Source organism: Terribium retamae, assembly GCF_022347545.1.
Taxonomy (GTDB): Bacteria; Pseudomonadota; Alphaproteobacteria; order Rhizobiales; family Rhizobiaceae; genus Mesorhizobium; species Mesorhizobium retamae.
In genome coordinates this window covers 34,180-47,778 of record NZ_JAKREW010000002.1, presented here as the reverse complement: position 1 = coordinate 47,778, position 13,599 = coordinate 34,180, and the positions used below count along the sequence as shown (strand labels likewise).

Sequence of the window (13,599 nt, the reverse complement as noted above, 5' to 3'; positions counted from 1 at the left end):
CATAAACATCGCAGCCGAAGACAGTCGTGGATTCGGTCGGAGACGGCCGAGCCTGCTGGCCTGAGCCAGCGGCAAGGCACGCTGTCGCGCAAAGGAGTTTGTCATGAACATAGCCGCTTCAAAAACAGATCGCGCAACCGCGCTTTCCGGGTCCTCGTTCGAGGCCTTTGCAGATCATCCGGGCTATCGGCGCATGTTCGCGCCCGACCGGCTGACCATCGGCATCTTCCTGCCTTTGCGTTTTTTTCAGGGAAGTATGGCTGTCCTGCAAGGGCAGGCCGAGCTTGTCACGGAAATCGATCACCTTGGCTTTTCGGCTGTCTGGGTTCGCGACGTGCCGTTATTCGATCCCGCCTTCGGCGATGCCGGCCAACTGTTCGACCCCTTCACCTACCTGTCCTATCTGGCGGCACGCACGCAGAAGGTCGCTCTGGCGACCGGCAGTGCGATTTTCACGCTGCGGCATCCGATCGACTTGGCGAAGGCAGCAACGACCATCGATCATCTCTCCGGCGGGCGGCTGATACTTGGAATTGCCTCAGGCGACCGGCCGGTCGAATTCCCTGCCTATGGCATCGACATGGAAAGCCGCGGCGAACGGTTTGCCGAGACGGTTGCGTATTTCCGCCAACTTATCGCGGCCGGCCGACCCGAGATCGCCTCGAGCCTGGGTAGGATGCGCGGCGTGGATTTTTACCCGAAGCCGGTTTTCGGGCGAATCCCTCTGATCGTCACCGGCGCAAGCCGCCAGGAGCGATCCTGGGTGGCGGAGAATGCCGACGGCTGGCTGACCTATCCCCAGGCTGCCCACTCGCCGGAAGGACCACAGCGATTAGCTACCATCATTCGCGACTGGCGCGCGAAGATACCGGGCGGCGGCTTCAGGCCGCATATGACCAATGAATGGCTCGATCTGGTGGAGGATCCGGATTTTCCGCGTACGCCGCTCAGGGGAGGTTTTGTCCTGCAGACCGGCCGCAAGGGCCTGATCGATCTGCTGACAGAATGGCATGGCGCCGGCGTCAATCACGCCGCGCTAGGCATCCAGTTTGCAAGGCGTCCTGCGGGCGAAATCATACAGGAACTCGCCGAAGAGGTCCTGCCGCTTTTCCCCTCGCTGGAGGGGCCGCAGCCGCTGTCGACCCAATGGTGAACCATACCAGCAACAAGCCGTCGACCGAAGCCCTCAAGGAGCTTTTCGCGCATATACCGACGTCGGTCGCGGTGGTCACGGTCGGTGGCCGTGCCGGGGCTTATGGGCTGACGGTAGGCACGTTGAACACCCTGTCGCTCGAGCCGCCATTGGTGATGTTCGCGGTCAACGCAGCTTCGCGCTTGCTGCCACGACTGCATACCGGTGCAGCGATAGGCATAAACCTTCTCGCAGCCGACCAGACCGACATTGCCCGGCAGTTTGCAACGGCGGCAATCGACCGCTTCGATGGCATCCGATGGTGCGAGGAGTTCGCGCTACCGCGTATCGATGACGCCCTGGCCTGGATACCGGCGCGCGTCCAACAGCGCGTGAGACTGGGCGACCACAGGTTGATCACGGCCTCGGTTGCGTTCGGCGAAACCAGCCAATCCCTGCCGCTTCTGCATTGGCGTAGAGCGTTTCACGCGCCGTCGCCCGTCGCTCCGCCCAACTTCCCGCCGCGATCCGATGCGTAACCGACGATGTTATCAGACAAGGAAGAGATGATGTCCGCTATCCAGCCAACTCTCGTCATTCGCCCCGCGGAACCGGTCGATGCACTCACATGGAGGGAGCTCTACCGCCAGTATGGCGAATTCTATCAAACGTCCCTAGACGAAGACGTCCTGGATCGCGTGTGGAACTGGCTGCTCGATGCGGGGCATCCCTTGAACGCTATCCTGGCGATCGCGCCGGACAACACGATGGTCGGCCTTGCCCATTATCGCGCTTTTTCGGAAACACTTCTCGGTCGCGACGCGGGATTTCTGGATGATCTGTTCGTGTCACCGGCGCAACGCGACAAAGGTGTCGGACGAGCTTTGATCAACGGCGTTGCGAAAATCGCCAAGGCGCGAGGGTGGCCGTTCGTGCGGTGGATCACGGCGGAAGACAATGCGCCGGCCAGACGGCTTTACGACGATGTGGGAGCCAAAACACATTGGGTTACCTATGAGTTGAACCTTGCTGACTAGAGCCGACGTGATCACTGGCGGGGATGTCTCTCGCCGCGACGCTGATGAGGCTTGGCGTAGCAAGGGCCCCAAGAATTGCTCATGTCCTATTTGACAAGCTTTTTTCTTGATATTTGCATGCACATACAAATATATGAGGAATGCGACGGCGGTTTACCTGCAACGTGAGGAGCAGTGAAGGCGAGGTCCCGACGGAGGTCGTCGACGAAATGCCGTTGCTGGCGCATTAGTCATGAAAGGAAAAGCACAATGAACTGGCTGTATCTTGGCATCGCCGTGATTTTCGAAATCGCGGTCGCGATCAGCGCGGGCAACGCGAAGGGGTTCACGAACCTCTGGTGGACAGTTGCCACGCTGGTGAGTGGCGCGATCGGCACCTTCTTTCTCAGTTTGGCTCTGCTCACCTTCGACGTAGGAGTCGGCTATGCGATCTGGACTTCGGTTTCCGGGGTGGGGATCGTCATCCTGGGCGTGCTCTTCTTCGGACAGAGACTTAACTGGAAGAAGGCCTTCGGCATCGCTCTGGTCATCGGAGGTGTCGTCGGTCTCCGTCTGAGCGGGGCTGCCTAGAAGGCGGCCTATCCTCCCAAACCTCGTGAAACGGAAAGAAACAGAGATGACATGTTCAAATGAAAAGCATCAGGGTGACGGCCGCGCATGGGTCATGCTGCTGTTCGCCGGCGCGTTTGAAATCGGCTATGCCCTCAGCGTCGGCGGCAGCCAGGCGTTCACCGTTCCAGGCTGGTCGGTCGCCGCATTGATCTTCTTCCTGCTGACGCTCTACTTCCTCAGCGCCGCCTTGCGAACCATCGATGTCGGGATCGGTTATGCGGCGTGGGCGGGCATCGGTTCCGTCGGTGCCGCGGCTTTCGGCAGCGTCCTGCTCGATCAACCGCTTACGCTGGTTCAGACGTTCTGGCTCGGGGTCATTATTGCCGGTGTCGTCTGGCTGAAGCTTGCCGACAGCGCGAAGCTTCAGGGCGAAGTGAATGCTCACTGATGTTCTTGCCCGTTGCTCGTAACTTATGGAGAGTATCAGCGAGTTGGCCGTCTCAGGTGACTAATGTCCATTTCTTGAATTTTCAAAGTCGGACACGCACGCATCCAAACGGCGCCGTCCTTGAATAAATCTTTTGCATGGACATACATAGTGATCATACTCATCGCTCATAGCGGAGCCCGAAGACCATGCCCAAAAAAAGCGATTCATGGCTCAAGCTGATCCATGCCGTGGCGACTATCGAGTCCACGCTTGGCCAGATGCTGCAAGGACAACACGATCTGGGTCTGTCGGAATATCGTGCGCTGCAGATCTTATCGCGCTCTCCGAAATCCGAACTCAGGATGCAGGACTTGGCTACATATCTGCGGCTGAACCAAAGTTCGGTTTCACGCATGGTCGAGCGCCTGGAGCGTGACGGGCTTGCCCTTCGGGACCTTTGCCCCGACGACAAGCGTGGTGTTTACGCGGTTCTGACCGACAAGGGCCGCTCGCGGCTCGCGAGTGCCCAGCCCGATTACGAGAAGGTGCTGGGCAGCGCCCTCAAGCAACATGGTGGTGAAGAACTGCTGTCTGCCAAACTCATTGAGGCGAAATAAGCGTGATCAAGGCATCGTTTCACCGGACGACGTCCAGACTGTATTCGTGAGTGCCAGGCGATCCGGTGGTTTATCTGCAAGAATGTTGCGTCCGGGCAGAGCGTTTTTCATTTGAGAGCGTGACCAGCGATATGGATAATACCAGCCGCTGTGACGTGGAGCATTGCGATGTGGCCGAACCGACGGATCGTTGACCTCTTCGGCATCGAGTTGCCGATCATCCAGGCGCCGATGGCTGGCCCTGTTTTCTCCGATATGGTTGTCGCGGTCGCTGAGGCGGGAGGGTTGGGCTCGCTTCCCTGTGCGATGATGGATGCCGAGCAGGTGCGAGCCGAGCTCGGCACGATCAGGAGTCGAACCAGACGTCCGATCAATGTCAACTTTTTCTGCCATGTCGCGCCGGCGGTGGATGCGGCACGCGAGGCCAACTGGCGAAGGCAACTCAGGCCTTACTACGAGGAATTCGGTCTTGACCCAGATGGACCAATTCCGACCTCCAACCGCACACCGTTCGATGACCGGCTCTGCACCCTGGTCGAAGAATTCAGACCCGAGGTGGTGAGTTTTCATTTCGGACTGCCGGAGCGCCAATTGCTTGAGCGGGTGCGGGCGACGGGCGCAAAGATCCTTTCGTCGGCTACGACGCTCGACGAGGCGCGCTGGCTGGAAGACCACGGCTGCGATGTCATCATCGCGCAAGGACTTGAAGCCGGAGGCCATCGAGGCATCTTCTTGACCGAAGATGTCGCCAGCCAGATCGGTACTTTTGCTCTGGTACCGCAGATTGTCGATGCGGTGAAAGTTCCCGTTATCGCGGCTGGGGGGATAGCCGATGCCAGAGGGATCGTAGCAGCTTTCGCGCTCGGCGCTTCCGCAGTCCAGATCGGCACCGCATATCTGTTTACGCCTGAGGCGCGCATCTCCAAACCGCACCATGCCGCTTTGCGCAGCTCGTTGGTGGTGCACACAGCCCTGACCAATGTGTTCACCGGCAGGCCCGCGCGCGGCATCGTCAATCGTGTCATGCGCGAAATGGGTCCGATGAGCGAGGCAGCACCGGCCTTTCCGCTTGCTGGTGGAGCCCTTGCCCCTCTGCGGGCGGCGACCGAGAAGGCAGGCTCCGGCGACTTCATGTCTCTTTGGTCGGGGCAGTCTGCCAGCCTGTGCAGGGAGCTCTCCGCTGGCGAACTGACCCGCAACCTTGCCGCCGAAGCCTTGTCGCGTCTCTCGGCGCTAGGCGAATCCGGGCGCAAGGCAGCCGGGTAAGATCGTCGCTAAAGTTCCTTGCAGCAAACTCCGCGGCACACACCGTAACGGACTTAAGCTCCGGAGCGGTTCGGTGAACGTTGCACGGATGGAAAAGGAAAGCTGCGAGATTCCGGGTTGACGTGAAGTCTCGCGCTTAATAAGTTCGGTAACAGAACGAATTAATGAGGCGGCAGTGACAGACAGCCTGCGGATCTCCCGACGGTTTTCGCAACGCTCGGTCATGGAGGCGATCGTGCAGGGTGGGCCGATCTCGCGCGCATCCATCGCCAAGCAGACCGGGCTGTCAAAGCAGACGATCTCGGAGATCGTGCGGGCCCTGGAGCAGGATGGCTGGGTACAGGAGACGGGGCGTACAAGCGGCCACGTCGGACGCACCGCCGTTACGTACGAACTGGTCTATGATGCTGCCCACATCGTTGCTGTGGATCTTGGTGGCACCAAGGTTAGGGTTGCCATCACTGATCTTGCCTGCCAGATCTTCGCAGAAGACACCGTGCCAACCGATCCACGGGGTGGTCAGTACATTGTCGACCAGATCGTCGCGCTGGCTTTCCAGGCAGCATCGCGCCGCGGAATTCCTCGGAAGAAGATTCGCCTTGCGGTGATCGGTGTCCCAGGCGCGCCGGACAATGCGACGGGCCGCGTACTCATGGCGCCCAATATTGCCGGCTTCGACACGATGGACGTAGTCGCGGCATTCGAGCGCGGATTCGGTTTCGATACCATGCTTGAGAATGACGTTAACCTAGCAGTTCTCGGCGAGAACTGGCTGGGCCAGGGCCAAGGCCTCGACAATCTCGCCTATGTTGCGCTGGGCACCGGCGTGGGCTCCGGGCTAATGGTTGGCGGCCATCTGGTTCGCGGCGCCATCAATGCAGCCGGTGAGTTGGGTTTCCTGCCTTTAGGTGCTGACCCCTTCGAGGCCGAGTCGCTGCGCACCGGTGCTTTCGAACGCGTTGTCGCCTCGCATGGCATCGTCGAGCGTTATGCCGCCCTTTCCGGTGAGCGGCTGGGCGTTCCGGCCATCTTCGAAAAAGCTGAGGCAGGAGACAGGGCAGCGCTGGCCGTCCTGGACGAAACCGCTCGCTATCTGACCCGTGGCATCGCGGCCATTGCTGCGATCGCCAATCCGGAAAAAGTCATCCTCGGCGGGTCGATCGGTCTGCGTCCGGAAATGCTGGCCCGGGTGAGAACCTTTTTGCCGCAGTGTTTTCCTTATCCCGTCAAGGTCGAGACCGGCGAGCTTGGATCGCGTGCAGCGATCATCGGCGCGGCGGCGATCGGCCTTGGCCAACTGCATAACTCCCTGTTCGGGGTCAATGCGCCCGACGGCAGGATTTCGCTGCCACCCGCCAATATGAGTGCGGCACTTCGGGAGGCGGTGTGATGGTGGCCACGAATGATTTGACCAGCCGGTTGCTTGCCGCGCTTGATCGTGACGAAGCTCTGACGCTCTTCCGGGGTGCCGTTCAACGGGAAAGCGTCACCGGCAACGAGGCGAACTTCGTCGCCTATCTGGAAGAGAAGTTGCGTACGCTCGGCCTGACGGGTTTGAAGACCGCCGATTTTCTGCCAGGTCGGCCCAACATCTGGGGAGAACGCAAGGGCGTGGGGCAAGGCCGGAGTCTGCTGTTCATCGGCCATACCGACACCGTCCACGTCGATGGCTGGCGAGAATATTGGGGCGGCACAGAGCGCGAAGACCCATTCGGTGCACCGGTGATTGACAATGCGGTCTGGGGGAGAGGCTCGGGCGATCTGAAGGCCGGCATCTCGGCGTCTCTCGCTGCGCTTTCATTGCTGGATAGAGTCGGGATCAAGCTGGCCGGCGACGTCGCCTTCGCTTTTGTCGGCGACGAGGAGAGCGGCCAACCCGGCACAGGCGTATCCGCGGGCATCAAGGATTTCGTTTCCCGCATCGAGGCAGGCGAGGTGGCGGCTCCCGATTTCGTCATCTATGTCGAACCCACGCGGCTTTCGGTCTATCCGGCGCAGATCGGCTTCTTCATCACCGACATCGCGATCACCGGCAAATCCGCCTATTTCGGCGTGCCGGAACTGGGCAAGGACGCGCTGCGCGCCAGCCATGCCGTCATGACCGCGTTGTGGAAGCACTCCGACGAGATCGCGGCGCGGGCTGAGCACAAACTGGCGGGCCGCGGCTTCCTGCTGATCACCGGCCTGACCGGTGGCGGCTATATCGCCGTTCCCGAGCGCTGCTCGTTGTCACTGATCCGCAAGCTGCTTCCGGGCGAGTCCCTCGATACGGCCGCAGCCGACATCGAGCGGACGGTGCGCGAGGCCATCACCGATCCGGAAATCCAGGTCGAGTTCTCCTATCCGGCCGGCCGCGACCACGCGCTCGGCGGCACTGCCGCCGAGATCGATGCGGCGGCACCGGAAGTGCGCATGCTGTCGGCCGAAATGGCTGCCGCGATGGCTGGGCGTGGGATCATCGAAGGCGCTCCGTTCTGGTCGGAGCAGCCCTTTTTCGTGAACCGACTCGGCATTCCCGCCGTCTATTGCGCGCCGGGCGATATCCGCAATTGCCACACCTATGAGGAACATGTGGACGTCGAGGAGTACCTGGCCGGCGTCGTCGGTTTCGCCGCCTTCATGGCCCGCTATTGCGGTGTCGTCGAATGATCCTGAAATTCTAACGAACAACAAAAGGAGGAGAAAATGATCTTGAAGAAATTGTTGGGAGCTTCACTGGCGGGTGCCTTGGCGCTGACTGCCAGTGTCACCCTCGTGCAGACGGTCGGACCGGCTGGGGAGGCCGCAACACCGAGCGCCGATGTCAAGCTGAACGAGGCTGATATTGGCGCGCTGAAAGGCAAGGGCTACAAGGCCGCCTTACTGTGGCACACCTCTTCGGACTTCACCAATGCGGTCTCGGCAGGCGCCAAGGACGAATTCGCGCGTGCCGGCGTCGATATCGCAGTGACCACGGATGCGGGGTTCGACGCGGCCCGCCAGCGCAGCGACATCGAAACCGCGCTGGCTGCCAAACCAAATGTCATATTGGCGCTGCCGCTCGATCCCGTTACCTCGGCCGAGGCATTCCGTCAGGCGGTCAAGGACGGCACCAAGCTGGTGTTCCTGTCCAACGTGCCCAGCGGCTACAAGCAGGGCAGCGATTATGCCTCGATCGTGACGGACGACCTGTTCCAGATGGGCAAGCAGGCTGCCGATGCGCTGGCCAAGTCGATCGGCAGCAAAGGCAAGGTCGGCTACATTTTCCACGACGCCACCTATTACGTGACAAACCAGCGCGATCAGGCGTTCAAGACCACGATTGAAAAGAGCTATCCCGAAATCAAGATCGTTGCCGAAAAAGGGATATCGGATCCGGCACGCGCCGAAGAGATCGCCAATGCGATGCTGCTGCAGAACCCGGATCTGGACGGCATCTACGTGACTTGGGCCGAACCTGCCGACGGCGTGCTTTCGGCACTGCGTTCGGCCGGCAATGCCAAGACCAAGATCGTAACGCTGGATCTGGCTGAACCGGTGGCGCTCGACATGGTCAAGGGCGGTAACGTCACGGCGCTTGTCGCCGACAAGGCCTACGAGCTTGGCCGCGCCATGGCGGCGGCCGGCTTGAAATCGCTGCTCGGCCAACAGACGCCGGCTTTCGTGATCGCGCCTGCACTGACCGTTACCAAGGGAAACGTCGCCGATGGTTGGAAGGAGTCGCTCAATCGCGATGCGCCGGAATCGGTGCTCGATGCCGCCAAGTAGTGGGACCACCTGCGGCTTGCCGCAGGGTCCCCCAATGGGCTCCACGGAGAGGAGACAATGTCGATGAAACTCAATAGCCTCAGCCTCGCGCTGTTCGCAGGTCTGGTGGCGGCGACATCCGCTTTTGCTGCCGAAGGTGTGACCACCGGTCCGCATGGCGAGAAGCCGACACCGGCGGCCACCATGACGCTGAACCAGGAACAGGAACAGAAAATAAGGGACGGAAAATTCACCGCGGCGCTGGTCTGGCACGAGATGAGCGAATACACCAATGCGGTGAACCGCGGCGCCCAGGACGAGTTCAAGCGCCTTGGCATCGAGGTCGTTGCCCAGACGGATGCCGGTTTCGACGGCGCCCGTCAGAAGGCCGACGTGGAGACGGTGCTGGCCAAGAAGCCTTCGATCATCGTCTCGTTGCCAGTCGACCCGGCCAGCGCGGCAAGCGTCTATGATCCGGCACGGGCGGCCGGCGTGAAACTGGCTTTCGTCGACAATTCCCCGGCCGGCTACGAACACGGCAAAGATTATGTCACCATCGTTTCCGACGACCTGTTCCAGATGGGCAACAAGGCCGGCATTGCCATGGCAGAAGCGCTCGGTAAGAAAGGCAAGGTCGGCTACATTTTCCACGACGCCGATTTCTACGTTACCAACCAGCGTGACGGCGCCTTCAAGGTCACGATCGAAAAAGATTATCCTGAGATGAAGATCGTCGCCGAGGCGGGCATGGCCGATCCTGCGCGCGCCGAGGAGATCGCACAGGCGATGGTCACTCAGAATCCGGATCTCGACGGTATCTACGTCACTTGGGCGGAGCCCGCGCTCAGCGTGCTTTCCACCCTGCGCAACGCCGGCAACACCCATACCAAGATCGTCACGCTCGACCTCAATGAACCTGCAGCACTGGATATGGTCAAGGGCGGTAACATCGCAGCGCTCGTTGCCGACGAAGCCTACGATATCGGTGTCACCGTCGCGCGTGCGGCCGCCGGCTCACTAGTCGGTCGGCAGGCAGAACCGTTCCTGGTGGTCGACTCGCTGGCCGTCACCAGGGAGACCGTTGCCGATGGCTGGAAAAGGTCACTTCACAAGGACATGCCTACCAGCATTGCGCAAGCCACGAAGTAACAAGGATGCAGGGGCTCGCGCTCCTGCCTTTCCGGAGGAAAAATGATGTCCAGTGCCAATACGAGCGCTGCCGGCCAAGGCTTGGCCAATCGCTTCAATCTGCAGCAGTATGTTGTCTATCTTGGCTTCCTGGCCATTTTCCTGTTCTTCGCCGTGGTGCTGAGGGACAGCGGTTTCCTGACGGTTCGGAACCTCTCCAACATCGTGCTGCAGACCGCACCAGCCACGATCATGGCGATTGGCCTGGTCTTTGTCATGTCGGCAGGAGAAATCGATCTTTCGATCGGCTCGACAGTCGCCGTCGCTGCTTTGGCCGCGGCGGTGACACTTGGCCAGTACGGGCTCATTGCCGGCGTCCTGACGGGTCTCGGCGCCGGCCTGCTTGTCGGCCTGCTCAACGGCGCACTGGTCGCCTATGTCAAACTGCCGTCCTTTCTGGTCACATTGGCGACGCTTGGATTGTTTGCAGGCGTGTCGCGATCGATGACTGATCTTCGCTCCATCCCGGTCACCGACAGCGTTTTCACGGGCTTCTTCGGCTCAGGCGCTTTTCTAGGCATTCCATCGTTGATCTGGTGGACGGCAATCGCTGTCGCCATTGGTCACATCATTTATCGCGAGACCCGTTTCGGCGCGCATGTCCTGGCGACGGGCGACAATGCCCGGGCTGCCAGCGTGTCAGGCATCAGCGTGCCACGCATCCGTCTGGCCGTCATGGCCATCAGCGGCTGCCTCGCCGGTCTTGCCGGCCTGCTTTATGCCGGCCGTCTGCAGGCTGCCAAATACACGCTCGGTGAAACCGATCTGATGACCGTCATCGCCGCCGTGATCGTGGGCGGTACGCTGCTGAATGGCGGTCGAGGGTCGATCATCGGTGCGCTGGTCGGCTCGCTGATGATGGGCATGCTCAACAATGGTCTCATCCTCATGGGCCTGTCGGTCTCGGACCAGATGATCGTGAGAGGCCTCATCATCCTGGCTGCAGTCGCCGTGTCGCTGCGCGAAAAGTCCCGCTGAAGGAGCAACCATGTTTCTCGACGTTCTGCGCCGCCGCAACCCGGCTTTCATCGAAGTGGCGATGGCCCTGCATCAGCAGGGGAAAATCCCGGCGAACGCATATGTGCTCGACCTGGATACGGTCGAACGCAATGCACGCCTGTTGTCGGACGAGGCCACGCGGCTTGGGCTGAAGACCTTTGCGATGACCAAGCAGGTCGGTCGTTCCAGTTCATTTTGCCAGGCCGTCAAGCGCGGCGGTGTCGACCGCGCGGTCGCCGTCGACATGGCGTGTGCGCGTGCAACCCACAAGGCGGGCCTGAAGCTTGGCCATCTCGGACATCTCCAGCAGGTCGCACGCCACGAAGCTGCGGCTGCGGCGAAGACATTCAGCCCGGACTATTGGACGGTTTTCAACGACAGCAAGGCGCAGGAGGCTGCCGCCGGGGCGAAGGCGGCCGGATACACCCAGGATTTGCTTGCGCGCATCCGCGCCGAAGGAGACACATTCTATCGCGGGCATGAGGGCGGCTATGACGCGGCAGATATCGCGGTTGTGGCTGATCGGCTGGATACGCTGGATGGGGGGCGCTTCGCCGGGATCACAACGTTCCCCGCCCTGCTGTTCAACCACGCTACGCGCAAGGTCTTGCCGACGCATAATCTTTCGACCCTTTCAAAGGCCGCGGAGACGCTGGCGAAATCCGGCCGTAAGGATATCGAGATCAACGCACCCGGCACCACTTCCGCGGTGATGCTGCAAGCTCTTGCGGATGCGGGCGCTACACAATGCGAGCCCGGCAATGGCCTGCACGGCACGACCGCGCTGCACGTCATGGAGGATCTGCCGGAACTGCCGGCGGTGCTTTACCTTACCGAAGTATCGCATCTTTCGGGCGGCAAGGCCTATTGCCTGGGTGGCGGTTTCTACATCGATCCGATTTTCCCGGACTATGACGTGAGGGCTCTGGTTAGCGCCGAGCCCACCGTGGCGTCGGCCGCTTTGCGCAGTGTCGAGGTGCCACCACCTTCGGCGATCGACTACTACGCGATGATTGATGCTGCTGGTTCCTCTGCGCCCAAACCAGGAGACACCGCTGTCTTCGGCTTCCGCGGGCAGGCTTTCGTCACCCGCGCCTTCGTCGTCGGTGTTTCGGGCATTTCGAAAGGACAGCCGAAGGTCGAGACAATCGAAAACGGCTTTGGCGAGACGGCCGCCTGGCCGGTCTAGGAGACGTGTCATGATTCCCTCCGAGGCAAATGCACCGGTGCTCAAGCTGCAGGACATCCACAAGACGTTCAGCGGCATCACCGCGATCGAGAATTTCTCGCTGGAGGTCTATCCGGGCGAGATCGTTGCGCTGGTCGGCGACAATGGGGCCGGCAAGTCGACGTTGATCAAGATCATCTCCGGGGTTTATTCGCCGACTTCGGGCACGATCTCCATCGAGGGCGAGACGGTAACGATGTCCAACGCCACCATGGCGCGGTCGCACGGCATTGAGGTGGTTTACCAGGATCTTGCTCTCGCCGATCAGCAAAGCGTCTACATGAACATGTTCCTGGGCAGGGAACCGGTGAATGGTTTCGGCTTGCTGGATCGGCGTCGCATGATCGCGGAGACCGAAAGTCTGGTGAAGGAACTGGACGTGCGCATTCCTTCCGCGCACGCCACCATTCGCGACCTGTCAGGTGGTCAGCGCCAGGGTGTGGCGATCGCGCGTGCGACGCATTGGGCGAGCAAGCTGATATTGCTCGATGAACCGACCGCTGCGCTGGGCGTTGCCGAAACCGCCAAGGTCGAGGAAATCGTACTGTCCTTGAAACGGCGCAACATTGGCGTCCTGATCATTAGCCACAGCCTCGATCAGGTCTTCCGGCTCTCCGACCGTATTTGCGTGCTGCGTCGCGGCAAGCAGATTGGCGTGCGCGAGACGGCAAAGACCGACAAGAACGAGATCATCGCCATGATCACCGGCCTGCAGCCGGTGTGATGATCAACGGCTTGAGAAGGAGGCCCTTGACCAAATCCGGTGCCATCCCTCAGTAGGACTGTAGCCACCTGTCTCTCCGGAGTGGCCAAAGGTCAACCCGCGCTCGCGTCCGTTGGACGCTAAAAGCGAGCTAATTCGATGAGCGAATTCGATTTCGGTGCTCGCAGCGCCAGGGAATTCCGGCACCGGAGCTTCTGGGCGCTTTTCGAGGAGCGGCATCCCGCGGAGCGTTCCGGCAGAGTGAGACACGGTCCCTGGTCTGGCAGCGTGGCCTGCCGGAACTCAATCTCGTCATCACGATGTATGTGGCGCCCGAGCAGAGCCTCGTCGGTGTCTTTTTCGGCCGCAACGAGCGGCTTGGCGCGGTCGATACAATGAGGCGACTGGAGCCATTCAGAGCCGCGATTGAAGACAGGCTGAGGCTTAAACCGGAACAGAGCGCGCAGGGTTTCGGCGTCAACGCGATCTGGCGGGTCAACTGTTTTGCCGATGACAATTGGCCGGCGATGGCCGACTGGCTGGTTACAGAGGCCAGTCGTTTCGAGCGAGCGGTGACCGAGGTTCTGAACCCGGGGACGTAATTTCGATCGTTCTTTTTCGGCCGGGTCGATAGCCAGACTTTGCGGATGTCTCGTTGATATCTTTCCACTGCAATGATCAGATAACGGCGGAGGGGGCCCAAGATCGCATTCTTTGAATG

At 60.7% G+C, this 13,599-nt stretch carries 15 protein-coding genes; all 15 read left to right on the top strand.

The window, feature by feature from the left end; all coding sequences use genetic code 11:
- Positions 1-103: 103 nt before the first annotated feature.
- The 15 genes from L4923_RS03680 (at position 104) to L4923_RS03610 (ending at position 13,480) form a co-directional block, all read left to right on the top strand.
- The gene (locus L4923_RS03680) at positions 104-1,153 is read left to right on the top strand and encodes an LLM class oxidoreductase (protein ID WP_239362147.1); all 1,050 of its coding nucleotides are present in this window, start codon (positions 104-106) and stop codon (positions 1,151-1,153) included.
- Entirely contained in the window at positions 1,150-1,671 is a 522-nt protein-coding gene (locus L4923_RS03675; protein ID WP_239362146.1) for a flavin reductase family protein, read from the top strand. Before L4923_RS03680 ends, L4923_RS03675 begins: the two co-directional genes overlap by 4 nt.
- Positions 1,672-1,701: 30 nt before the next feature.
- Positions 1,702-2,169 carry a GNAT family N-acetyltransferase gene (locus L4923_RS03670; protein WP_239362144.1) on the top strand — a complete coding sequence of 156 codons (468 nt, stop codon included), beginning with the start codon at positions 1,702-1,704 and terminating at the stop codon, positions 2,167-2,169.
- 249 nt (positions 2,170-2,418) lie between these two features.
- Complete coding sequence (locus tag L4923_RS03665; protein ID WP_239362142.1) at positions 2,419-2,739, top strand: DMT family transporter; 321 nt, start codon at positions 2,419-2,421, stop codon at positions 2,737-2,739.
- A 94-nt stretch (positions 2,740-2,833) separates the two neighbouring features.
- Positions 2,834-3,169 carry a DMT family transporter gene (locus L4923_RS03660; RefSeq protein WP_239362139.1) on the top strand — a complete coding sequence of 112 codons (336 nt, stop codon included), beginning with the start codon at positions 2,834-2,836 and terminating at the stop codon, positions 3,167-3,169.
- Positions 3,170-3,357: 188 nt separating this feature from the next.
- A complete protein-coding gene (locus tag L4923_RS03655) occupies positions 3,358-3,768 on the top strand; it encodes a MarR family winged helix-turn-helix transcriptional regulator (RefSeq protein ID WP_239362136.1) in 411 nt (136 codons plus the stop codon).
- A 168-nt stretch (positions 3,769-3,936) separates the two neighbouring features.
- On the top strand, positions 3,937-5,034 hold the full coding sequence (locus L4923_RS03650; protein WP_239362134.1) for an NAD(P)H-dependent flavin oxidoreductase: 1,098 nt from the start codon (positions 3,937-3,939) through the stop codon (positions 5,032-5,034).
- 175 nt (positions 5,035-5,209) lie between these two features.
- On the top strand, positions 5,210-6,424 hold the full coding sequence (locus L4923_RS03645; RefSeq protein ID WP_239362132.1) for an ROK family transcriptional regulator: 1,215 nt from the start codon (positions 5,210-5,212) through the stop codon (positions 6,422-6,424).
- Entirely contained in the window at positions 6,424-7,683 is a 1,260-nt protein-coding gene (locus L4923_RS03640; RefSeq protein ID WP_239362131.1) for a M20 family metallopeptidase, read from the top strand. The genes L4923_RS03645 and L4923_RS03640 overlap by 1 nt, the downstream gene beginning before the upstream one ends.
- A 36-nt stretch (positions 7,684-7,719) precedes the next feature.
- Positions 7,720-8,781 carry a substrate-binding domain-containing protein gene (locus tag L4923_RS03635; protein WP_239362129.1) on the top strand — a complete coding sequence of 354 codons (1,062 nt, stop codon included), beginning with the start codon at positions 7,720-7,722 and terminating at the stop codon, positions 8,779-8,781.
- A 63-nt stretch (positions 8,782-8,844) separates the two neighbouring features.
- Positions 8,845-9,909: a substrate-binding domain-containing protein gene (locus tag L4923_RS03630; protein ID WP_239362128.1), complete on the top strand. Its 1,065-nt coding sequence runs from the start codon at positions 8,845-8,847 to the stop codon at positions 9,907-9,909.
- Positions 9,910-9,954: 45 nt separating this feature from the next.
- The gene (locus L4923_RS03625) at positions 9,955-10,926 is read left to right on the top strand and encodes an ABC transporter permease (protein WP_239362127.1); all 972 of its coding nucleotides are present in this window, start codon (positions 9,955-9,957) and stop codon (positions 10,924-10,926) included.
- 10 nt (positions 10,927-10,936) lie between these two features.
- Entirely contained in the window at positions 10,937-12,136 is a 1,200-nt protein-coding gene (locus L4923_RS03620; protein WP_239362126.1) for an alanine racemase, read from the top strand.
- A 10-nt stretch (positions 12,137-12,146) separates the two neighbouring features.
- Positions 12,147-12,899, top strand: a complete 753-nt coding sequence (locus tag L4923_RS03615; RefSeq protein WP_239362125.1) for an ATP-binding cassette domain-containing protein — start codon at positions 12,147-12,149, stop codon at positions 12,897-12,899.
- Between the two features lie 299 nt (positions 12,900-13,198).
- The gene (locus tag L4923_RS03610) at positions 13,199-13,480 is read left to right on the top strand and encodes a hypothetical protein (protein ID WP_239362124.1); all 282 of its coding nucleotides are present in this window, start codon (positions 13,199-13,201) and stop codon (positions 13,478-13,480) included.
- The last annotated feature ends 119 nt before the right edge of the window (positions 13,481-13,599 follow it).